Source organism: Flavobacterium pygoscelis (genome assembly GCF_023162025.1).
GTDB lineage: Bacteria > Bacteroidota > Bacteroidia > Flavobacteriales > Flavobacteriaceae > Flavobacterium > Flavobacterium pygoscelis.
In genome coordinates this window covers 376,637-399,654 of sequence record NZ_JALNUB010000005.1, presented here as the reverse complement: position 1 = coordinate 399,654, position 23,018 = coordinate 376,637, and the positions used below count along the sequence as shown (strand labels likewise).

The 23,018-nt window shown below is 33.1% G+C and carries 22 protein-coding genes and 1 tRNA gene; 15 read left to right on the top strand and 8 right to left on the bottom strand.

Going from position 1 to position 23,018, the window contains the following annotated elements; genetic code table 11:
• The first annotated feature begins 135 nt into the window (after positions 1-135).
• Positions 136-807 (top strand): ATP-binding cassette domain-containing protein, encoded by a 672-nt coding sequence (locus tag MW871_RS10655; RefSeq protein WP_248428488.1) that lies wholly within the window; start codon positions 136-138, stop codon positions 805-807.
• Here MW871_RS10655 and MW871_RS10650 read toward each other — a convergent pair.
• Positions 804-1,586 (bottom strand): alpha/beta fold hydrolase, encoded by a 783-nt coding sequence (locus tag MW871_RS10650; RefSeq protein WP_248428487.1) that lies wholly within the window; start codon positions 1,584-1,586, stop codon positions 804-806. The genes MW871_RS10655 and MW871_RS10650 overlap by 4 nt on opposite strands.
• A gap of 112 nt (positions 1,587-1,698) precedes the next feature.
• Between MW871_RS10650 and MW871_RS10645 the strand changes: the two genes are divergently transcribed.
• Positions 1,699-2,934 carry an AbiH family protein gene (locus MW871_RS10645; protein WP_248428486.1) on the top strand — a complete coding sequence of 412 codons (1,236 nt, stop codon included), beginning with the start codon at positions 1,699-1,701 and terminating at the stop codon, positions 2,932-2,934.
• Between the two features lie 33 nt (positions 2,935-2,967).
• Here MW871_RS10645 and MW871_RS10640 read toward each other — a convergent pair whose 3' ends face one another.
• The 4 genes from MW871_RS10640 to aceB all read right to left on the bottom strand — a co-directional run bounded on the left by MW871_RS10640 (position 2,968) and on the right by aceB (position 8,636).
• Positions 2,968-3,768 carry a TIGR00266 family protein gene (locus MW871_RS10640; RefSeq protein WP_188049057.1) on the bottom strand — a complete coding sequence of 267 codons (801 nt, stop codon included), beginning with the start codon at positions 3,766-3,768 and terminating at the stop codon, positions 2,968-2,970.
• Between the two features lie 465 nt (positions 3,769-4,233).
• On the bottom strand, positions 4,234-5,526 hold the full coding sequence (locus MW871_RS10635; protein ID WP_248428485.1) for an aminopeptidase P family protein: 1,293 nt from the start codon (positions 5,524-5,526) through the stop codon (positions 4,234-4,236).
• Positions 5,527-5,710: 184 nt separating this feature from the next.
• Positions 5,711-6,991 carry an isocitrate lyase gene (gene aceA, locus MW871_RS10630; RefSeq protein WP_188049055.1) on the bottom strand — a complete coding sequence of 427 codons (1,281 nt, stop codon included), beginning with the start codon at positions 6,989-6,991 and terminating at the stop codon, positions 5,711-5,713.
• Positions 6,992-7,034: 43 nt separating this feature from the next.
• A complete protein-coding gene (gene aceB, locus MW871_RS10625) occupies positions 7,035-8,636 on the bottom strand; it encodes a malate synthase A (RefSeq protein ID WP_248428484.1) in 1,602 nt (533 codons plus the stop codon).
• A 161-nt stretch (positions 8,637-8,797) separates the two neighbouring features.
• On the opposite strand from aceB, the gene MW871_RS10620 reads away from it, so the two are divergent.
• The 4 genes from MW871_RS10620 (at position 8,798) to MW871_RS10605 (ending at position 14,338) form a co-directional block, all read left to right on the top strand.
• On the top strand, positions 8,798-10,279 hold the full coding sequence (locus MW871_RS10620) for a helix-turn-helix domain-containing protein (RefSeq protein WP_188049053.1): 1,482 nt from the start codon (positions 8,798-8,800) through the stop codon (positions 10,277-10,279).
• Positions 10,280-10,828: 549 nt separating this feature from the next.
• Positions 10,829-11,494 (top strand): succinate dehydrogenase cytochrome b subunit, encoded by a 666-nt coding sequence (locus MW871_RS10615; protein WP_188049052.1) that lies wholly within the window; start codon positions 10,829-10,831, stop codon positions 11,492-11,494.
• A 12-nt stretch (positions 11,495-11,506) separates the two neighbouring features.
• Positions 11,507-13,507: a fumarate reductase/succinate dehydrogenase flavoprotein subunit gene (locus MW871_RS10610; protein WP_248428483.1), complete on the top strand. Its 2,001-nt coding sequence runs from the start codon at positions 11,507-11,509 to the stop codon at positions 13,505-13,507.
• Positions 13,508-13,591: 84 nt separating this feature from the next.
• Positions 13,592-14,338, top strand: coding sequence for a succinate dehydrogenase/fumarate reductase iron-sulfur subunit (locus MW871_RS10605; RefSeq protein WP_188049050.1), 747 nt, complete (start codon positions 13,592-13,594; stop codon positions 14,336-14,338).
• A gap of 118 nt (positions 14,339-14,456) precedes the next feature.
• On the opposite strand, the gene MW871_RS10600 is transcribed toward MW871_RS10605, so the two are convergent.
• Positions 14,457-15,020, bottom strand: a complete 564-nt coding sequence (locus tag MW871_RS10600) for a hypothetical protein (RefSeq protein WP_248428482.1) — start codon at positions 15,018-15,020, stop codon at positions 14,457-14,459.
• A 70-nt stretch (positions 15,021-15,090) separates the two neighbouring features.
• Between MW871_RS10600 and MW871_RS10595 the strand changes: the two genes are divergently transcribed.
• Entirely contained in the window at positions 15,091-15,858 is a 768-nt protein-coding gene (locus MW871_RS10595) for an amidohydrolase (protein WP_248428481.1), read from the top strand.
• Positions 15,859-15,862: 4 nt separating this feature from the next.
• Here MW871_RS10595 and MW871_RS10590 read toward each other — a convergent pair whose 3' ends face one another.
• On the bottom strand, positions 15,863-17,518 hold the full coding sequence (locus MW871_RS10590) for an Ig-like domain-containing domain (protein WP_248428480.1): 1,656 nt from the start codon (positions 17,516-17,518) through the stop codon (positions 15,863-15,865).
• A 209-nt stretch (positions 17,519-17,727) separates the two neighbouring features.
• Between MW871_RS10590 and mce the strand changes: the two genes are divergently transcribed.
• The 3 genes from mce (at position 17,728) to MW871_RS10575 (ending at position 18,770) form a co-directional block, all read left to right on the top strand.
• Complete coding sequence (gene mce, locus MW871_RS10585; protein ID WP_248428479.1) at positions 17,728-18,129, top strand: methylmalonyl-CoA epimerase; 402 nt, start codon at positions 17,728-17,730, stop codon at positions 18,127-18,129.
• A 143-nt stretch (positions 18,130-18,272) separates the two neighbouring features.
• Positions 18,273-18,346 (top strand) — tRNA-Ile (locus MW871_RS10580).
• 187 nt (positions 18,347-18,533) lie between these two features.
• Positions 18,534-18,770, top strand: coding sequence for a hypothetical protein (locus tag MW871_RS10575; protein WP_248428478.1), 237 nt, complete (start codon positions 18,534-18,536; stop codon positions 18,768-18,770).
• Positions 18,771-18,805: 35 nt separating this feature from the next.
• Here MW871_RS10575 and MW871_RS10570 read toward each other — a convergent pair whose 3' ends face one another.
• Positions 18,806-19,393, bottom strand: a complete 588-nt coding sequence (locus MW871_RS10570) for a riboflavin synthase (protein ID WP_248428477.1) — start codon at positions 19,391-19,393, stop codon at positions 18,806-18,808.
• Between the two features lie 58 nt (positions 19,394-19,451).
• Here MW871_RS10570 and pdxA point away from each other — a divergent pair, with 58 nt between their 5' ends.
• The 5 genes from pdxA (at position 19,452) to accB (ending at position 23,009) form a co-directional block, all read left to right on the top strand.
• On the top strand, positions 19,452-20,495 hold the full coding sequence (gene pdxA, locus MW871_RS10565; RefSeq protein ID WP_188049043.1) for a 4-hydroxythreonine-4-phosphate dehydrogenase PdxA: 1,044 nt from the start codon (positions 19,452-19,454) through the stop codon (positions 20,493-20,495).
• 91 nt (positions 20,496-20,586) lie between these two features.
• Positions 20,587-21,135 carry a YceD family protein gene (locus MW871_RS10560; protein ID WP_248428476.1) on the top strand — a complete coding sequence of 183 codons (549 nt, stop codon included), beginning with the start codon at positions 20,587-20,589 and terminating at the stop codon, positions 21,133-21,135.
• Between the two features lie 9 nt (positions 21,136-21,144).
• On the top strand, positions 21,145-21,339 hold the full coding sequence (gene rpmF, locus MW871_RS10555) for a 50S ribosomal protein L32 (RefSeq protein ID WP_007137315.1): 195 nt from the start codon (positions 21,145-21,147) through the stop codon (positions 21,337-21,339).
• A 171-nt stretch (positions 21,340-21,510) separates the two neighbouring features.
• Positions 21,511-22,509: a beta-ketoacyl-ACP synthase III gene (locus tag MW871_RS10550; protein WP_248428475.1), complete on the top strand. Its 999-nt coding sequence runs from the start codon at positions 21,511-21,513 to the stop codon at positions 22,507-22,509.
• 23 nt (positions 22,510-22,532) lie between these two features.
• Complete coding sequence (accB, locus tag MW871_RS10545) at positions 22,533-23,009, top strand: acetyl-CoA carboxylase biotin carboxyl carrier protein (protein ID WP_188049040.1); 477 nt, start codon at positions 22,533-22,535, stop codon at positions 23,007-23,009.
• Positions 23,010-23,018: the final 9 nt, after the last annotated feature.

The window sequence follows — 23,018 nt, the reverse complement described above, 5'->3', positions numbered from 1 at the left end:
GAACTCTAAGAACGAGTATCTGTTTTATTACAATAACGGAATTTCAAAATTATATCTTTTGATTTATGGTTTTATGATGAATTTTATTTTTTCAGTGTTCTTGATTTTGGTCCTTAATTTAATTATTAAATTGTTATGACTAAAAGAGTTCTAGAAGTGGATAGCGTTCAAAAACAATATAATGGGAAAATTATAATTTCAGATGTTTATTTAAAATGTGAGACGAATGAAGTTGTTGGAATTTTAGGTAGAAATGGTTCTGGGAAATCGACATTATTAAAAATTATTTTTGGTATCGAAGCTGCCGATTTTAAGTTCGTTCGTGTGGACGGTATTGTCAAAGCGAATACTAGCGCTTTAATTAACCAAATTAGTTACTTGCCGCAGGATAATTTTATTCCAAATTCTCTTTCCATTAAAAAGGCTATTACATTATCTATTGCTAAAGATAAAATAGCGCATTTTTCTGCCGATGATATGATTCAATCCATGCTAAGTAAGAAGATAAAGCATTTATCGGGAGGAGAATTACGGTATTTAGAAATTAAATTAATTCTGTACAATGATTCTAAGTTTGTTTTATTGGATGAGCCTTATAATGGCTTGTCGCCAATCATGATCGATAAAATTAATAATCTAATTATAGAAAAAGCATCAGTAAAAGGAATTGTAATCACTGATCACAATTATGAAAATGTGATCAAAGTATCTACTAAATTAGCCTTGATGAAAGAAGGCAAAATGTTTCATCTAAAAAATAAAGAGGAATTGGTGGAACGCGGTTATTTGAGAGCTGGAATGATTTAAATTTTCTTGAAAAATGCTATTAAAACTTTCAATAAGTTTTCTTGGTTTTCAATATAGCTCATGTGGCCATCTGCATAAGTGATGAGCTCTACTTTTGTTTGTTCTATTTGTTTACTAGTTTCGTGATAAGGAAGTACAGGATCCTTTTCTCCTAAAACCATTAAGATAGGAAATGTCGATAAGTGTAAAACATGTTCGCGATCCGTTCTGATTTTCATTCCTTCCAACGAAGCAACAATTCCTTGTAACGGTGTTTTAAGGGCTTCTTTTTTTACTTTATCAATCTCTAATGCAAGTCTCTCTCTATTGTTTTCGCTAAATAAATTGGCAATAGATAAAGATATGAAATTTACGAAAGACTGTTTTACTGCTTTTACTGCTCGATCTCGATTTATTTTTCGTTCCTCATTGTCTGCTTTTGCGGTTGAGTTTAATAAAACGATTCCTTTTATATATTCAGGATATAATTCGGCAAAAGCCAAAGCTACATAACCACCCATAGAATGCCCTACAAAAAAAGCTTTGCGAATGCGTAGTTCTGATAAAACAGCATAAACGGCATCTGCGTGATCTTCCATCGAATGTACATAACCCAAACATTCTGATTCGCCATGGCCTAACAAATCTATAGTAATTACGCGATTTTTTTTGGCAAATTCTGGGACATAAAAATCCCACATAGTTTTATTTTCTAAAAAACCATGAAGTAAAACAATAGCAGTTCCTTTGCCAACATCGGAGTAAGAGATTTGTGTGTTTTTGAATTGGGTTTGTTTCAAAATGGAAAATTAAGTTTTTTGCAAAATTAAGGTTTTAATTTTTTTAAACCCTATTAGAGTTATAAGTTAATATCAGAGAAAGTACTATATTTGAGAAAAGCACTTTTTAAAGATGAATAGACTTATTATTATCGGAAATGGATTTGATTTAGCGCATGGATTGCCTACTTCTTATAAGGATTTTATTGATGATTATTGGAAGAATATAAAATCTTCAAGTCATGAAGATGAATTTATTTCCTTTCAAAATATTGCTAAAGATGTAAAATTTGATGAAATTTCAAATTTATCAAGATTATCTAAACTAATTATGAAATATGATGAAAAAATTAAATTTGAAAATGCAGAGATATACCGTGAATATGGTAATAATTTAATGACCGGGAAATATCTACGAGAAGATATTTTAGTTTATAAAAATGATTTTTTTAAGCTAATTAATCAGAAAAATGTTGAAAATTGGGTTGATATAGAAAACGAGTATTTCATCTTTTTGAAAAAGATCATTAAATCAGAACATATCAAAAATTATGTATCAAAAGAAATTTTAATAAATGAACAAAAAAGTCAAACTAAAAAATTAAATAATGAATTTGAACAAGTAAAAATTCTGTTGGAAAAGTATTTGAACGATAGAGTATTGAATGTTTTCGATTTACAAATGTCGTCGTTCTCAAGAACTGAATCTTCTAAATTTCAAAAATTAATTACTCCAGTAGGCATGTTTTCAAATAAACTAGATTTATTAAATGAGTTTCATGAAAAAGATCATAAAGAAATTGAGGGTCAGCTTAACGAATCGAAGGGAATTGGTAAAAATCAAAGTCGTGTTCAAATATTAAATTTCAATTATTCTCGTACTCCAATTAGATATAGTAATAATACGGCGGATGAAATAGAAGTTAATTTTATTCATGGAATAATAGGTAATAAAGATGAAAATAAAATTAATTTCGGTTTTGGAGACGAAATGGATGAGGATTATAAAATAATTGAAAATATAAATGATAATGAATATTTGAGGAATTTTAAATCATTTTTATATCTTCAAAATTCTAATTATAAAAGTCTATTAGATTTTATTGAAAATGATAAATTTCAAATTTATATCATGGGTCATTCTTGTGGCTTGTCTGACAGAACTTTACTGAATACAGTTTTTGAGCATGATAATTGTCGATCTATAAAGGTATTTTATCATGAAAGAGAAGACGGCACAGATAATTATACTGAGATTATTCAAAATATATCTAGACATTTTAATAAAAAGAAGTTGATGAGAGAAAAAATAGTTAATAAAACGCTATGCCAACCATTACCGCAAATTCAACTGCTACGATATAAATAATATGGCTCTCATTTCTGAAAGCCATTTAAAATTTTAAAACCGATTATCGCCATCTAATAAATTACCCAATCCGCCTAATAAACTGCCTTCTTCACGACTTTTTCCGCCAGCTCTGGGTGCCGATGCAATTATTCTATCGGCTAGTCTGCTAAAAGGTAAAGATTGGATATATACTGTTCCTGGCCCACGAAGTGTGGCATAGAATAATCCTTCGCCACCAAAAATAGAATTCTTGATTCCGCCTATAAATTCAATATCATAATCGACATCTTTCGTGAATCCTACAATACAACCAGTGTCTACTTTTAGGATTTCACCAACTGCTAATTCTTTTTTGGCTAATGTTCCTCCAGAATGCACAAACGCCATTCCGTCGCCTTCTATTTTTTGCATGATAAAACCTTCGCCACCAAATAAGCCACGACCCAATTTTTTAGAAAATTCGATTCCGATTGCAACTCCTTTTGCAGCACAAAGGAAAGAGTCTTTCTGACAAATAAATTTTCCTCCAAAATGTGTTAAGTCTATTGGGATAATTTTTCCGGGATAAGGAGCAGCAAATGAAACTTTGCTTTTTGTATTATTCTGATTGATGAAGGCGGTCATAAACAGACTTTCGCCAGTTAATACTCGTTTTCCAGCACTTAATAATTTGTCAAACAAAGTATTTTGTTGTGCCGATCCATCGCCAAATATAGTTTGCATCTGGATATTATTGTCCATCATCATAAAACTGCCCGCTTCGGCAATTACTATTTCTTGTGGATCTAGTTCTATTTCTACATATTGCATTTCCTCGCCATATATGTGATAATCTATTTCGTGTGCTTGCATAATTATATATTTTAAGTTTATTATTTCTTTTTTAGTTCTAACAATATTTTTGTGTGATTCATTTACCGCACAGACATAATGTTATTGTTTTGATAATTAAAAGTAAACAAAGTCTTTGTAACCTCGATAATTAACAAATGTTTGAACTCAAATTATTACTTGCGAAGTTCATTTTTAAAATTATTACAAAAAAACTAAAATAATAGGTTTGTTAAATAGGTCTAAAATAGATAGGTAAAGTTACAGTTTTAGAAATTTTTTTAGATTTGGGACATTGAAATTGATGTTTTCTCGTAAACTGCGCAAGGGATAGCAACGAAAAGCCCACAGCTTCGCATTTTTATGCGTTGCGAGGACTTGTAGTGAATAGCCCGACCCAACTGTAGTTTACGGAAGTTGGGTTGCGCCCAAAAAAAATCGGTTTACATTGCTGCAAACCGATTTGTGCTCTATAATTAAAGAGTGTTAAGAATTCATTAATTCCTCAATTTCTTGGATTTCGATAGGAATGTTACGCATCATATTGAAGGGTTCGCCACTTTCTTGAACGATTAAATTGTCTTCTAATCTAATTCCGAAACCTTCAGCAGGGATATATATTCCTGGCTCAACAGTAAAGACCATATTGGCTTGCATTGGTTCAGTCAGGATTCCGTAATCGTGCGTGTCTAAGCCCATGTGGTGTGAAGTTCCGTGCATGAAATATTTCTTGTACGCTGGCCAGTCTGGATTTTCGTTTTGAACATCAGCTTTGTCAATTAAGCCCAAACCTAGTAATTCTGAAGTCATGATTTTCCCTACTTCAATATGGTATTGTTTCCATAATGTTCCCGGAGTAAGCATTTTTGTAGCTTCATTTTTCACTCGTAAAACGGCGTTGTAAACGTCTTTTTGTCTGTTTGAATATTTTCCTGATACTGGAATTGTTCGGGTCATGTCACTAGAATAATTAGCATATTCTGCCGCAACATCCAGTAATATTAAATCTCCCGCTTTACACTGTTGGTTGTTTTCAATATAATGTAAAACGTTCGCATTATTTCCAGAAGCAATAATTGGCGTGTAAGCAAATCCTTTAGAACGATTTCGAACAAATTCATGAATCAGTTCGGCTTCAATTTCATATTCGGTTACGTTAGGTTTAACAAAAGAAAGTAATCTTCTAAAACCTAGCTCGGTAATATTACATGCATTTTGAATTAAATCGAGCTCTTCTGTTTCTTTTACAGAACGCAAACGCTGTAATATTGGGTTACTTTTTGCGACTGTATGTGCTGGATATTTCTCTTTCCACCATTTTACAAAACGAGCTTCACGAGTTTCTGTTTCTACAGTGGCACGGTAATGCTCATTGGTATTGATATAAATAGTATCAGAATGTGTCATCATTTCGAATAAAATCTTTTCGAAATCTTGTAACCAATAAACGGTTCTAATTCCAGAAATTTCAAAGGCGCGTTCTTTTGTGAGTTTTTCGCCTTCCCAAATCGCAATAAGTTCGCTTGTTTCTTTTAGGAATAAAATTTCTCTTTGGTGCTCATAAGGAGCATCTGGAAAAAGTAATAAGATGCTTTCTTCTTGATCTACACCACTTAGATAAAAAATGTCTCGGTGTTGTGCAAAGGGTAAAGTACTATCAGCAGAAACGGGATATATATCGTTTGAGTTGAAAATCGCAACACTTTTTGGCTTCATTTGAGCCATGAATTTTGCGCGATTTTTTATGAATAAACTGCGATCAATTTGATGGTATTTCATAACAATTCGTTTTAAACTTTTAATTACTCAAAAATACTAAGTTTATATCGTTTTAAGTTATGCATTTGGTAAAATTTAATACAAAAGACAAAGCATATCATTTTAAAATTAAATTTTAAATGATATGCTTTGTATAGATCCTATATTTATTTATAGTCTGTGCTGTCTTTGTTGAATAATACTATTAAAACTGTGCGGCTTCAGTTGAATCTTTCATTGCAGTAGTAGATGATTTTCCTATAGTTACAGTGTTTTGCACGGCATCAAAATAGGAAGTTCCTACAAACCCTTGGTGTTTTACTGCTTTAAAACCGTGTTGCTGCAAAGCAAATTCGCGCTCTTGCAATTCAGAATAACCGGCCATTCCTCTTTCTTTATACGCTTTTGATAGTTCAAACATACTTGTATTCAAGGCGTGGAAACCTGCTAATGTAATAAACTGAAATTTATAACCCATTGCAGCAAGATCTTCCCTAAAAGTTTCCATTTCAGCCACTGATAATTTTGCAGCCCAGTTGAAAGAAGGAGAACAATTGTATGCTAACATTTTTCCTGGAAATTTAGCATGAATTCCTTCAGCAAATTTTCTAGCATAATCTAAATCAGGATTGCTAGTTTCCATCCAAATTAAATCAGCATAAGGAGCGTAACTTAATCCTCTGTCAATGCCTTGTTCTACGCCACAATTTACATAGAAAAATCCTTCTCCAGTTTTTTCTCCTGTAATGAATTTTGCATCTCTAGGATCAATGTCACTCGTAAGTAAATTGGCTGCATCTGCATCTGTTCTTGCTACGACAATTGTTGGTGTTCCCATAACATCTGCTGCTAAACGGGCAGCTATGAGTTTGTTGATTGCTTCTTGTGTAGGTACTAATACTTTTCCGCCTAAATGACCGCATTTTTTTGCAGAACTCAATTGATCTTCAAAATGAACTCCAGCAGCACCAGCCTCAATCATGGCTTTCATTAATTCAAAAGCATTTAAATTTCCACCAAAACCAGCTTCGGCATCTGCAACTATTGGAACTAAATATTCTTTTTTATCCGCAGTTCCATTTACCACTTGTATTTGGTCAGCTCGCAACAATGCATTGTTTATTCTTTTTACTACTAAGGGAACACTATTAGCAGGATATAAGGATTGATCAGGATACATTTCCCCAGCTACATTGGCATCAGCTGCAACTTGCCAACCACTCAAGTATATGGCGTCAAGTCCGGCTTCTACTTCCTGAATGGCTTGGTTTCCTGTTAGCGCACCAAGACCAGCTACAAAGTCTTGGGCATTTAATTTATTCCAAAGATTGTTTGCTCCAATTCTGGCCACACTATGTTCTATTTGGTAAGATCCTTGTAATTTTACTACTTCTTCAGCAGTGTAAGGGCGCTGAATTCCTTCCCATCTTGGGTTTGTAAGCCAATCAGTAACTAATTCTTGTATTCTTGTTTCTGTAGTTTTCATGTTTGTATTTTTTTGGTTGTGTGTTAATAGTTTTTAGTATGTTTTATAGATATTTATATCCTGGAATAGTCAGAAACTCGATGAATTTATCGTTTACGACCAAGATGTCTAGTAATTGCTCTGCTAATCTGTATTTTTGTTTATCGTGATTTTCGTCACCCACTAATTCTCTAATTTTTTCAAATTCCTCCATCGCCAAACGATGATAGTATTTTTCGCAGAGTACTTTTTGATTGTCTAAAACCACTTTGTTTTGAAGCCATTGCCACAACTGTGATCTCGATATCTCGGCAGTAGCAGCATCTTCCATTAAATGGTGTAATGCAGCAGCGCCTTGTCCGTTAAGCCAAGAGGCCATGTATAAAACAGATATACTAATGTTTTTTCGAACTCCTTCTTCAGTAATAGTTCCTTTTGGAGTTTCAAGTAAATCGCTTTCTGTAATGTTTAAATCCGCTCTCTTGATGTGAATTTGATTCTTTGTTGGCATGTAGTTGTCAAAAACTTTCATGGCTAACGGAACTAAATCTGGATGAGCCACCCAAGTGCCATCATGACCATTTTTCACTTCTCTTTCTTTATCAGCAATTACTTTATCAAAAGCAATTTTGTTAGCTTCTTCGTTGTTTTTAATCGGAATTTGTGCAGCCATTCCGCCTATTGCATGGATGTTGCGCTTGTGGCATCTCTGAATTACCAATTGCGAATAAGCACTCATAAAAGGAGCTGCCATTGTCACCTGATCTCTATTTGGAACTATAAATGCAGGGTTTTTTCGTAATTTCTTGATATAGGAAAAAATATAATCCCAACGTCCGCAATTCAGTCCCACAATATGATCTCTTAATTCATAGATGATTTCATCCAATTGAAAACTGGCAGTAATCGTTTCGATTAAAACGGTAGTTTTAAAAGTCCCTTTTTTTACTCCTAAATAATCTTGCGTAAATTCAAAAACTTCGTTCCACCATCTTGCTTCTAGATAATGTTCCAATTTTGGAATATAAAAATAAGGAGCCGTTCCGTTTTCTATAAGTTGTTTGTGATTATGAAATGCGTAAAGTCCAAAATCGATCAAAGATCCAGAGGCTTGTTCTTGATTTATCAAAATATGCTTTTCAGATAAATGTAAACCTCTTGGTCGCACTATTAAAACTGCAGTTTTTTCGTTTAAAGTGTATTTTTTATTTTTTAGCTTGTCTTCTAAAGTGATTGTTTTATTGACTGCGTCTTTTAAGTTTTGTTGGCCGTTCATCAGATTGCTCCACGTGGGTGAAGTGCTGTCTTCAAAATCTGCCATAAAAGTTCTAGCGCCAGAATTTAAGGCGTTGATCACCATTTTTCGGTCTACGGGTCCTGTTATTTCAACTCTTCGATCCATTAAATCATTTGGAGTCTGAGCTGCTTCCCAATTTCCTTCTCTAATACTTTTCGTTTCAACAGGGAAGTGAGGTAACACACCTTTATCAAACAAGGCTTGTTGCTTTTCTCTCTCCGATAAAAGTTCAAGTCTTTTTTTATTGAATTTTTCATGAAGTAAAGACAAAAAAGTCATTGCTTCGCCAGTTAAGATCTCCGGATAGTATTCGGTAGTTTCTTTTGAGAAATTTAACAAATTTTCAGAATATACTTCTTTTAAATCCATTTTTAAACGCTTTTAATTTAACACTTATGATTTTTGTTTGAGAATATTTCATTCTTGAACATTGCAATACTACAAAAAGTTTTTTATAAAACAAGCGAACGTACGCTAAAATTGAAAAATATTTTTTTTGCGTAAGAATTTAATTTTTCTATCTTTGAAATATGAACATTGAAAAGGATTATATTAAACTGATTTTTGGGTTAAAACTCAAACAAGCGCGTACCAATAAGAATTTATCTTTGTTTGGTTTGGCCAAGATTACAGATTTGTCAAAATCGTATTTAAACGAAATTGAAAAAGGCAAAAAGTATCCTAAAACAGATAAGATTGTTCTTTTGGCTGAAAAATTAGAAGTTTCCTATGACCACATGGTTTCATTAAAATTAGATAACAATCTTGCGCCTATTGGAGAAATTTTGAAATCGGGTATTTTAAAAGAGATTCCATTAGAAGTTTTTGGTATTCAAGAAAATGATTTGATCGATATCATTGCAAATGCTCCTGCAAAAGTGAATGCGTTTATCAGTACGATTATCGAAATTGCACAGCATTATAACCTCACAAGAGAAAGCTTTTTTTTGGCAGCGTTGCGATCGTATCAAGAAGCACACAATAATTATTTTGAAGATTTAGAGCAAAAAGTATTAGATTTTTCTAAAGCTTTTCATGTAAATATCGAAACTACAATTTCTATTGATGAACTAGCAGCCATACTTACAGAAGAATATGGGTATACTATAAAAGAATTGGTTTTTTCTGAGCAAAATGAATTAGGAGATTTAAGATCAATATTTGTGCCTAAGAGCAAAACTTTGTTGCTTTCAGAAGGTATCGATCAACCTCAAAAAGCATTTATATTAGCCAAGGAAATTGCGTACAATTTTCTTGAAATTACGGAGCGATTGTACACTTTTAGCTGGATTAAATTTGATAATTTTGATCAGGTTTTAAATAATTTTTATGCCTCTTATTTTGCGGGAGCATTGCTGATACAAAGACAAAAACTGATCGATGAATTAAATTTATTTTTGGCCAAAAAAAATCCGAAGCCACAGGAAATGATTGCTTTAATGAGTGGTTTTAATGTGTCTCCAGAATCTTTTTATCAAAGATTAACGAATATTTTGCCTAAGGATTTTCAATTAAAAAATCTCTTTTTTCTAAGGATGTCTCACAAAATTGGAACCGATACATATCAAATAAAAAAAGAACTACACATTACCAATCAGCAAGAGCCTCATGCAAATGAAATGAATGAGCATTATTGCCGAAGATGGGTTTCTATTCGTACTATTGAAGAATCTTTAGCGCAGAAAAAGAGTCATTTTTTTGATGCCCAAATATCTAGTTATGATAATAGTAAGAATGAATATTTAGTTTTCTCATCTGCCACGCCGGATCCTTTTAAAGAAGATTGTATTCGAAGTATTTCTGTTGGAATTTTGATCACTCCTGCGGTTAAGAAAAAATTTAAATTCATGGAAGACGATGCTTTAGCCAAGCAAGTTGTTGGAGTTACTTGCGAAACTTGTGCAGTTAAGAATTGTTTAGAAAGAGCTTCTCCTCCCATTCAATTAGAGCAGAAAATAAGAAATGAAAATACGGATTCTATTGTGCAACAATATGTTGCAAAATATAGTTAATTTAAAATATTTTTAAACTTCAATTAAAGACAATGCATCTCTTTTTTTGCTAATTATTAGCATAAAAATTCAACTCGTTTTTTTAACAAGGATTTTTTATAATCAATTTTTAAGTTTTTTTAATTGTGAAAATTGGTATGTTTTAATTTAAAAAAAATAGTTTTTCATTGTTCTTTTTATATTCTATAATCGATTTTGAAATTAAATAAAAAAGAGAATAATCGCGTTGCTTTGTTACTACAAATCTGGCATTATAGATTTTTTTTATGACTTTAAAAATTTTATATGATTTTAATTATAGAATTGTTATTTTTAAGTTGTTTTTATTGCTTTTTTTTAAAATATACTTTCAAAGTTGGAAAGAATTTTCATAGCTTTTTTGTTTAACTATTTTGAAGTATTTTTTCAAAACAGCCTTGCTATTTAAGGAATTCTCGGAATTTTAGATAAAACACTTTAAATTCATTATAAATAACATTTAAAAGGTTGTAGGTACTGTCTAATTGGTTTATTTTTGTAATATTTTTTAAAACAAATTATTCTAATATTATGGCAAAATCTGCATTATTGAAGTCGTCAATAGCTAAAAAAGTAGCAATGGCGCTTTCAGGAATCTTTTTGATGTTGTTTCTAGCACAGCATTTCTTCATTAACATGACGTCGGTTTTTAGTTCGTCTACTTTTAATTCTATTTCTCATTTCATGGGAAACAATCCGTTGGTTCAATATGTTATTCAGCCAATATTAATTCTTGGAGTGATTTTTCACTTTATAATGGGTATTGTTCTAGAGCTTAAAAATAGAAGTGCAAGACCAATTGCGTATGCTAAAAACAACGGAGCGGCTAATTCTTCTTGGTCTTCAAGAAATATGATTATCACTGGATTGGTGATTTTTGCATTTTTAGGAGTTCACTTTTATGATTTTTGGTTTCCGGAAATGGTTTACAAGTATGTTGATGTTAATCCATTAAACGAGACAAGATATTTCCACGAATTAGTGGCGAAATTTGAAAGTCCGGTTCGTACTGCTTTGTACTGTGTATCTTTCCTTTTATTGTCATTACACTTGTGGCACGGTTTCAATTCTTCAATGCAATCAGTGGGTTTCAACAATAAGTATTCCCGTTCATTACATAAATTAGGATATGTTTTCGCGATAGTAGTTCCTTTCGGATTTATTTTTATTGCATTATTTCATCATTTCAATCATTAATATTCAATTATAATGGCATTAGATTCAAAAATTCCAAATGGTCCAATTGCGGACAAATGGACAAATTATAAAGATCATATTAATTTAGTTAACCCTGCTAACAAACGTAACCTAGATGTTATTATTGTTGGTACAGGATTAGCTGGAGGTTCAGCGGCTGCAACATTAGCAGAGTTAGGATATAACGTAAAAGCGTTTTGTTTTCAGGATTCACCTCGTCGTGCGCACTCAATTGCTGCACAAGGTGGTATCAACGCTGCAAAAAATTACCAAGGAGACGGAGATTCAACTTTTAGATTGTTTTACGATACTGTAAAAGGGGGAGATTACCGCGCTCGTGAGGCTAACGTACACCGTTTAGCTGAAGTTTCTACTAATATTATCGACCAATGTGTGGCTCAAGGAGTTCCATTGGCACGTGAATATGGTGGATTGTTAGACAACCGTTCTTTTGGTGGAGCGTTGGTTTCTAGAACTTTTTATGCTAGAGGTCAAACAGGTCAACAACTTTTATTAGGTGCTTATTCTGCAATGAACCGTCAAATAGGTCGTGGAAAAATAAAAATGTACAACCGTCACGAAATGCTAGATTTAGTAATCGTAAACGGAAAAGCAAGAGGTATTATTGCTCGTAACTTGGTTACTGGTGAAATCGAAAGACATTCAGCACACGCTGTAGTAATTGCTTCTGGTGGATATGGAAATGTATTTTTCCTTTCTACAAATGCAATGGGATCTAATGCTACTGCAGCTTGGAAAATTCACAAAAAAGGAGCATTCTTCGCCAATCCTTGCTACACACAAATTCACCCAACTTGTATTCCAGTTTCTGGAGATCACCAATCGAAATTGACTTTGATGTCAGAATCATTGCGTAATGACGGTCGTATTTGGGTTCCTGCAAAATTAGAAGATGCGCAAGCTATTCGTGAAGGAAAAAAGAAACCAACAGATTTAACGGAAGCAGAAAGAGATTATTACTTGGAAAGAAGATATCCAGCTTTTGGAAATTTAGTACCACGTGATGTTGCTTCTCGTGCAGCAAAAGAGCGTTGTGATGCTGGTTATGGAGTAAATAAAACTGGTGAAGCCGTTTATCTTGATTTTGCTGCGGCAATTCAACGTTACGGAAAAGAACAAGTTTTAATTCACCATTTAGATGCTAACGATAAAGAGTTAATCATTAAATTAGGAACTGAAGTAGTTTCTAACAAATATGGTAACTTGTTCCAAATGTATTATAAAATCGTTGATGAGGATCCGTATAAAACTCCAATGATGATATATCCAGCAGTTCACTACACAATGGGTGGTACTTGGGTTGATTATAATTTACAAACTACAATTCCAGGTTGTTTCTCTATTGGAGAATCTAACTTCTCTGATCACGGAGCTAACAGATTAGGAGCTTCTGCTTTGATGCAAGGTTTAGCTGATGGTTATTTTGTATTGCCTTACACAATAGGTGATTATTTATCTCCTGATATTAAAATGGGACCAATCTCTACTGATACTCCTGAATTTGCAGCAGCAGAGAAAAATGTGAAAGACCAAATCGAAAGATTCATGAACACTAACGGAACACATTCTGTTGACTATTTTCATAGAAAATTAGGAAAAATTATGTGGGATAAAGTTGGAATGGCACGTAACGAAAAAGGATTAAATGAAGCGATCGCAGAAATTGCAGCTTTACGTGAAGAATTTTACAAAGACGTAAAAATCCCTGGTGTTGCTAATGGTTTTAATCAAGAATTAGAAAAAGCGACTCGTGTTGCCGATTTCTTAGAATTAGGAGAATTGTTCGCTAAGGATGCATTACATCGTAATGAATCTTGTGGGGGTCACTTCCGTGAAGAATATCAAACTCCAGAGGGTGAAGCGCAACGTGATGATGAAAATTTCGCGTATGTAGCAGCTTGGGAATACACAGGAAAACCTAGTGATGCTGTTTTACACAAAGAGCCATTAGTGTTTGATAACGTGAAACTAGTTCAGAGAAATTATAAATAGAAATTAGTCCCAAGTCTAAAGTTCAAAGGCCTGAAATATAGCGCTTTTGAAATTCGGCTTTCTGACTTTCAAACTAATAAAAGTATGAAACTTACATTAAAAATATGGCGTCAAAAAAACGCCCAAGATAAAGGAGCAATGGTCGATTATCAAATCGACGGAATTGAGCCAGACATGTCATTCCTTGAAATGCTTGATGTTTTCAATCAAGATTTAATGAGTAAAGGTGGCGAACCAGTTGCATTTGACCACGATTGTCGCGAAGGAATTTGCGGAATGTGTTCTTTGTACATCAATGGTGAAGCACACGGACCAGATAGAGGAGTAACGACTTGTCAGTTACACATGCGTATGTTTAAGGATGGTGATACGATTACAATCGAGCCTTTCCGTGCAGCTGCATTTCCAGTAATCAAAGATTTAGTAGTAAACAGAAGTGCTTTTGATAGAATTCAGCACGCTGGTGGATTTATATCGGTAAACACTTCAGGGAATACCATCGATGCAAATGCAATTCCAATTAAAAAGGAAGATGCTGATAATGCATTTGATGCGGCTGCTTGTATTGGTTGCGGAGCTTGTGTCGCTACTTGTAAAAACTCATCTGCAATGTTATTTGTTGCAGCTAAAGTTTCTCAGTATGCACTTTTGCCACAAGGTAGACTTGAAGCTACGGATCGTGTGTTAAACATGGTAGCACAAATGGATACTGAAGGTTTTGGTAACTGTACTAATACAGGAGCTTGTGAAGTAGAATGTCCAAAAGGAATTTCTTTAGAAAATATTGCTCGTATGAACAGAGAATATTTATCAGCAAGTTTGAAAGGATAATTTTCCATATATTCTTTGTCAGTTCGAGCGTAGTCGAGAACATGCAGAGAATTTACATTATAAAAAACGCATTCATTTATTTGAATGCGTTTTTTTTATTTAATTTATTCAGATATCTTTAGTCTTTCCATCCCCAAGGTGCCGAAGGAGTTGGAACTGTTTTTGTTAAATCGAATTTTACCGTAAAAAGTCGATCAGACCCAATTCTTCTTAAATTATAAGTAAATGAAGTTTCGTCTAAAGTAATCCACCAAACATTAGCAGCTGAATTTGGAAGTAAATCACACGTTTTTTGATCTGCCGGAAAAAACTGGAGTGTTGATGAACCAGAATTAGTTGTTGTTCCGCCATATTGGGTAATTTTATCTTCGGATCCATCTTCATGACGGTGATCGTGTTTGAGTTCGATTCGGTCGTTTTTATACGTTAACACCCAAGTTCTGCTTTTATCATCTGCTACAAAAAATGGAATTCGAATTGTGTTTTTATCGCAATTACGAACGTGCATCACTAGTTTTTTATTACGAAAAGCATCGTTGTCAGTTCCTTCTGTTACTTGGCCTTCAAAAGATTTTCCACATTGTTGTTGTAAATTTTTCCAAAATTGTTTTGCTCCTGATTTCTCTTGGCTAAATGCAAAAATAGAGAATAGTATTGTGCATAAAACGAGTGTCTTTTTCATGTCTTTTTTTTGCTAATATAAGGAACATAAAGTACTGTTATTATGCTTAATTTTATGAAAAAATAAAAAGATGCAAGTTGTACTAATTCAAGCTCCTTTGGTTTGGGAAAATCCAAAATTAAATCGCGATTATTTCGAAGAGAGAATTAATGCTATCTCTGAAAATGTCGATCTTATTGTGCTTCCGGAAATGTTTACAACCGGATTTACAATGAATCCTAGTGCTATTTCGGAGACTATGCAAGGCGAAACGGTTTTGTGGATGCAATCTTTGGCGAAAGCCAGAAATAGCGCTATAACGGGAAGTATTATTGTCGAGGAAAAAGGTAATTTTTATAATAGAATGCTATTTGTATTTCCTTTGGGTGAAATACAGCATTATGATAAAAGACATTTGTTTACGCTTGCTGGCGAAGAAAAGGTGTATACCGCTGGAACTCAAAAATTAATTGTTGAATATCTAGGTTGGAAAATATGTCCTCTGGTTTGTTATGATTTGCGTTTTCCTGTTTTTTCTAGAAATGTGGAAGAGTATGATTTACTGATTTATGTAGCAAGTTGGCCAAAAGTTAGAATATCTGCTTGGGATGCTTTATTGAAAGCACGAGCAATTGAAAACGTAAGTTATGTAGTTGGAGTCAACAGAACAGGTGAAGATGCGAGTGGACATAATTATATTGGTCATTCTCAAGTGTTGGATTACTTAGGAGATTACGTAGTAGTTCCACAAGAAGAGGAAGTTGCTTTTAGTGTAAAATTGGATAAAACAAAGTTGATTGAAATGCGTAAAAAGTTTTCATTTCTAAATGACAGAGATGTTTTTGAACTTAAAAACTAAAGTTCTACTTTTTCTTATTGTCTGTTTTCTTTTTTACTTCTGGTGAATAAGGTATACTCAAATCAAAAACTTGCTCAACATCCCAATTGGCTCTAACGTCAATTTCCTTTGAAAAATAAATTACTTCTTCAGAATAACGTTTCTCTAGATAGTTTCCTGAATCGTAAATTTTATTTTTGTTATCGTCATAAATAGCTCTCAATGTGAATTGTGTAGGTTCTAAAAGATTAAAATCTATTGTTGTATTGCTTTCCGTATATTCTGAGGCTAAAACTTCTCCTTTAGCATTAGTTAGTTCTATGATTACAGGGAATTGTTTGACATTCTCCAGTTTTATTTTGAGATTCCCATAATCAGAAGCGTTTTGAGTATTTACTTTATAGGATAAAGTGTCGTTCGTTTTGTCAAAAAAATCAGTTAAACCACCGGGTAAAATTGAGAATGTATATTTTTCTGATGGTTCTTTTTTAAAGTCAAAAAATATTTTTTGATTGAATTCGTCATATTGAGTTGTAAAAGCAACAGCAACAGTGTCTTTGTTAATCAATTTTATTTTTGATTTGTCAAATTTCACTATTGGCGTGGCGGTTTCTAGCGTAAATCGATTTCTAAAATGCAATATTCCGGTATAGGCAGGTGTAATGCTTAAGGTATCTTTTTTTTGATCTTTAATTTTAAATTTAAAGTCAGTTGTATATTTTTCTTTGCTAACCGATAAGGCTAAGGAATCTACTTTTAGAGGTTTAAACCATATTTGAAGAGAATCTTTTTTAGGAAATTGAGTAACAACTGTTGTTAGAATTTCGTTGTTGTTTTTCAAAATTAACTTTGGTCTGGTATTCGCTAAAATCATATTCCCTTCATAACCCATGATAAGTCTGTTTCCAGATGCTTGTGTGGGTTTAAAAGCTTTAAAAGGCAAGGCTTCTTTGAATAACTCTAATTCGTATAGGGTATCATTTGGAACTGTGATGTATTGCTTATAAAAACCAATTTTATCTGTTTTTGGATTGTATTTGTTATTGTTGTTTACGTCTTTCATTGCCACAAGAAGGTATTTTCCAGACTTTAAATTTTCTAAGCGAAAGGTTTTTAGGCTATCTAATGTATTGGTTACATATCTTGGAGTTTCTTTGTAAACAACAGAATCTTTAAAAGTATCGTTAACTTCGTAAAGCATTACCGATACAAATGGTTCTATTTCTTTGTCATAGGCACTTTTGATCTTTCCGCCAAGGCTTAAGGAATCAACATAAGCGCCTGTAGAGAAGACATATTTGAATTGGTTTAATGGATTCCCTTCGTTGTTATCAGCGATACTTTGTCCAAAATTAAAACTATAAGTCGTATTGGGTTGTAAGGTGTCTTTTATTTTTATAGTAATATATTTACTTGCCGTAGTTGGAAGAATCAACGGCTCGTTTTTCATTGGAGGTGAAATAATTAGTTGTTTGTTTAAATTTTTTAATTTAATATTTTCATCAAATACTAACTTAATTTGATCTCCTTTGAAGTTGGTGTTAAAGTTTTCTGGAAAACTCATTTTTAAGACAGGAGCAATGGTGTCTTTTAAGCCTCCAGTGATAGAGCCTCTTTTGGCACAGCCAATAACTATGAAAAGGAATAATAAAGAGACGTATTTTAAATTGTTTTTCAACATATCAAATCAAATTAGAATCTACAAAATAACAATTATAATTAATGTGATTCCAGTTTTTATAAAATTATTATGAAGGATTTAGTTTAGCTTCCTTTTTTAAGAGCGCTGTTTTTTTGTATTTAATGTTTATTTTTACATTAATAAATAGGCGTAGTAGTAATAAGTAAATTTCTTTCGTACTGCGCTACAATCTATTCAATATATAAAAAATGAGAAAAATAGAACACATTGGTATCGCTGTTAAGGATTTAGAAGTATCGAATTTAGTTTTCGAAAAACTTTTTGGCGTTCCAGCCTATAAATTTGAAGAAGTACAAAGCGAGGGAGTAACTACATCTTTCTTTATGAATGGTCCCAATAAAATTGAGCTTTTGGCGGCTACTAGTCCAGAAAGTCCCATTGCTAAGTTTTTAGAGAAAAAAGGAGAGGGAATCCATCACATCGCTTTCGATGTTGAAGATATAGTTTCAGAAATCAATCGGTTGAAAGGAGAAGGATTTATTGTACTGAATGAAGTTCCTAAAAAAGGAGCGGATAATAAGCTGGTTGCCTTCTTGCATCCTAAAAGTACAAATGGAGTGTTAATTGAATTGTGTCAAGAAATAAAATAAATCTGTTTTTAGATTTGTGAGTATTCTTCTAGCATTCAGTTAGTTTGAATTTAGAAGTTTTTAATTAGTGAATTTTATTAAAATCTAATTAAAAAAAAGTTGTAACAAATCAAAAATAGTAGTAATATTGCAAACTCTAAACCGGTCCTATAGCTCAGCTGGTTAGAGCACCTGACTCATAATCAGGTGGTCCCTGGTTCGAGCCCAGGTGGGACCACAGTTTAAAATCAAGCCCTTACAGCAATGTAAGGGCTTTTTATTTGCGCTTATTAGATTCGCAAATGGTTGTAAAGAGTATTTTTGTAATTATTGTTTTTTTTTGTTAAAAGTAAACGCTTAATTTGTAGTGAATTAATTTTAATTAAAATCTTCTTGTAAAAAGAGTATTTTGTTATTTACAAGTCATGAAAATCACTAAAAAAATCACAGGAAGTTTACTGGTATTCTTTATGGGGATTATGAGTATGGTTGCTGAAACGCCGCCATCACCACCTATGGGATCACCTAGGGCTTTACCTCCACCGCCTCCGCCACGTGGATTTCCTATTGATGATAATATTTATATATTACTTGTAATCGCGTTACTCTTTGGAGCTTATATTGTATATGAAAGTAAATTTAAAACAAAAACTCCAATTTAAATTGGAGTTTTTGTTTTAAAAAAAATATTATGTTTCTATTTATTACTGTATAATCGACTTACATATTTTCCGATTACATCGAATTCTAAATTTATTTTGGTGCCTACTTCGAAGGATTTAAAGTTTGTGTGCTCGTGTGTGTAAGGAATTATCGCGACACTAAATTCGTTTTTCTTAGAATTTACCACTGTTAAGCTAACGCCATTTACAGTAATTGAGCCTTTCTCAATGGTAATGTTATTAAGTGTTTCGTCGTATTCAAAACTATAAAGCCAACTTCCATTAGTTTCTTCTGCTAGTATGCAGGTGCCTATTTGGTCCACATGCCCTTGAACTATATGTCCGTCAAGTCGGTCGCCTAGTTTCATGGCTCTCTCAAGATTCACGCTGTCGCCAACTTTCCAAGAACCTAAGTTTGTTTTTTTTATTGTCTCATCAATTGCAGTTACGGTGTAGGAGTTGTTTTTTATGGCTACAACAGTAAGGCAAATTCCGTTATGAGCAACACTTTGATCAATCTGAAGTTCGCTTGTAATTGAGGAATCCATTGTGATGTGTACGTTGGTGTTCTCTTTTTTTATTTCTTGGATAGTGCCAAGCGTTTCTATAATTCCTGTAAACATTTCTTGTTTTATTTTACTAAATTTGCACTTCAAAATTAGCAATAAATAACGGTATGTCATGATGAAAAAAGCAGAAAATATAATCGTAGGAATTTCTATCGGGGATTTAAACGGTATTGGAAGCGAGGTAGTTTTAAAAACATTTGAGGATACTCGTATGTTAGAGTTGTGTACTCCGGTGATATTTGCGAATGTAAAGCTATTGTCGTTTGTTAAAAAAGGGTTTCAATCGACCTCTTTATTGCATGGAATTGATAAATTAGATCAGATTGTTGTTGGTAAAATTAATGTCCTTAATCTTTGGAGAGAAGGCGTAGACTTAAAGCTAGGGGAAAATGACCCAAAAGCAGGAGAATATGCTATAAAGTCGTTTGTAGCAGCAACCAAAGCTTTAAAAGAAGGACTTGTAGACGTTTTGGTTACAGCACCAATAAATAAATATAATGTGCAGTCTGATGAGTTTAAGTTTCCAGGACATACTGATTATTTAGATCAAGAATTAGAGGGAAATGCGCTGATGTTGATGGTTCAAGATAATCTAAGAGTTGGATTATTAACCGATCACATTCCTTTAAACGAGGTGGCTTCGCATCTTACAGAAGAATTAATTAGAAAAAAAATTGAAACGGTTAAGTTGTCATTAATACAAGATTTTAGTATCAACAAGCCAAAAATTGCCGTTTTAGGTTTAAATCCTCATTGTGGAGATGGCGGGGTTATCGGAACAGAAGACGATTTAATTATAAAGCCTGCTTTGAAAAAATTATTTGATAAAGGAACTTTGGTTTTCGGTCCTTTTGCGGCGGATGGTTTTTTTGGTAGCAATCAATATGAGAAATACGATGCTGTTATAGCTACGTATCATGATCAAGGATTGATTCCTTTTAAGACATTGTCGTTTGGTAATGGCGTAAATTACACAGCTGGTTTAAATAAAATTAGAACTTCGCCAGATCATGGTACTGCTTATGATATTGCTGGGAAAGGAATTGCGGACTATAACTCCTTTAAAGAAGCGGTATATCTGGCATTGGATATTTATAATTCCAGAAATCAGTATGCCGAAATCAGTCAAAAACCACTAAAAACAAAAGAAAAGTAGTTGTGAACAAAAAAAAGTGAATAAGATTATTAGATTTGCAATAATTTTATATCTTTGCACTCCCGAAGTTTAGGGTCAAAATGTTGTGGAAATGAAGAATACTAAAGAATATTTAATTCCTTTTATAGGATTAAAGCCAGGAAAACATCATTTTGAGTATCAAATAAATAATGCGTTCTTTGAAATCTTTGATTATAATGAATATCAAAATTCAGATATCAAAGTAAACGTAGTTTTAGAGAAAAAAAGTACGCTGTTAGAATTGGCTTTTGAGCATAAAGGAGTTGTAAATGTACCTTGCGATCTAACAAGTGAAGATTTTGATTTGCCGATAAAAGGCAAGATGAAGTTAATTGTTCGTTTTGGCGAAGAATTTAACAATGAAAATGAAGAATTATTGATTTTGCCTCATGGAGAATTTGAGATAGACGTTGCGCAATATATTTATGAAATGATTGTATTGTCAGTGCCTTTAAGAAGAGTTCATCCTGGCGTAAAAGACGGAACTTTAAGAACCGAAGCCTTGACGAAACTCAATGAGTTGGCCGTAAAAGAAGTAAGCATAGAAGAAGAGAATAAAGAAGAAGAAAATATAGACCCACGTTGGGACAAATTAAAGCAACTATTAACGGATAAATAATATAGTAAAATGGCACATCCTAAGAGAAAAATCTCCAAAACAAGAAGAGATAAGAGAAGAACACATTACAAAGCTACTGTAGCTCAAATCGCTACATGTCCTATCACTGGAGAGGCGCATTTGTATCACAGAGCTTACTGGCATGAAGGTAAAATGTACTACAGAGGGCAAGTTGTTATAGATAAATCTGTAGCTGTTGCTTAATACATTTTGCAAATAATATTCGAACTCTCACATCGTGAGAGTTTTTTTGTTCTTTATGATTTTTGTTAAATATGAAGTTTCAAGTCATAGAAAACGGAATTTTTTTTGTAATTTTCAAGTCTTTTAAAAATTTTCAAATGGCAGCATTTGACTAGAAATAAATTGCACACAATGAATAAAATCACAGCCGCAATTACCGCTGTTGGAGCCTATGTTCCTGACTTTGTACTTACTAACAAAGCGCTCGAAGTAATGGTGGATACCAATGACGAATGGATTACCTCTCGTACAGGAATAAAAGAAAGAAGAATTCTTAAGGATGATAGTAAGGGAACTTCATTTTTAGCTATAAAAGCAGCTCAAGATTTATTAGTCAAAGCTAATATTGATCCGCTTGAAATAGACTTGCTAATAATGGCAACTGCAACACCAGATATGCCCGTTGCTGCAACAGGAGTTTATGTAGCTACTGAAATCGGAGCTACAAACGCTTTTGCTTACGATTTACAAGCAGCTTGTTCTAGTTTCTTATTCGGTATGTCAACGGCTGCTGCGTATATAGAGTCTGGAAGATATAAAAAAGTACTTTTAATTGGTGCGGATAAAATGTCATCTATTGTAGATTATACCGATCGATCAACTTGTATCATTTTTGGTGATGGAGCAGGAGCAGTTTTGTTTGAGCCCAATTACGAAGGATTAGGACTGCAAGATGAATACCTTCGAAGTGATGGAATAGGTAGAGATTTTTTGAAAATTGACGCGGGTGGTTCACTTAATCCAACCTCTTTAGAAACAATAAAAGAGAACAGACACAATATTATTCAAGACGGTAAAACTGTTTTTAAATATGCTGTAACAAACATGGCAGATTCTAGTGAATTGATTCTGAAAAGAAATAATTTAACTAATGAAAATGTTGACTGGTTAATTCCTCATCAAGCTAATAAACGTATTATCGATGCTACAGCAAACCGAATGAATCTAGAAGATTCAAAGGTGCTAATGAATATTGAGAAATACGGAAATACAACCTCAGCTACATTACCATTAGTACTGAGCGATTTCGAACATGTATTTAAAAAAGGAGATACATTAATTTTTGCTGCCTTCGGTGGTGGTTTCACTTGGGGTTCTATTTATCTAAAATGGGCTTACGATAAAAAATAAATTTAAACTAAAAACAAATAATCATGGATTTAAAAGAAATTCAAAATCTAATTAAGTTTGTAGCAAATTCAGGAGTTGCAGAGGTTAAGTTAGAGATGGATGATGTAAAAATCACTATTAGAACAACCTTAGAAGGTAATGTAACAGAGACTACTTATGTACAGCAAATGCCAGCTCAAGCAACACTTCAGCAAGCAGTAGCGCCTCAAGCAGTTGCTCCAGTAGCAGCAGCAGAAGCGCCAGTAGCAGAAAACTCTCATTACATCACTATAAAATCTCCAATTATTGGAACTTTTTATAGAAAACCATCTCCAGATAAACCAATGTTTGTTGAAGTAGGTAAAACAATCGCTCAAGGAGATGTTCTTTGTGTTATTGAAGCAATGAAATTATTCAACGAAATTGAATCTGAAATTTCTGGTAAAATTGTTAAAATTTTAGTAGATGATATGTCACCAGTTGAATTTGACCAACCTTTATTCTTAGTAGATCCATCATAACATTTTTAG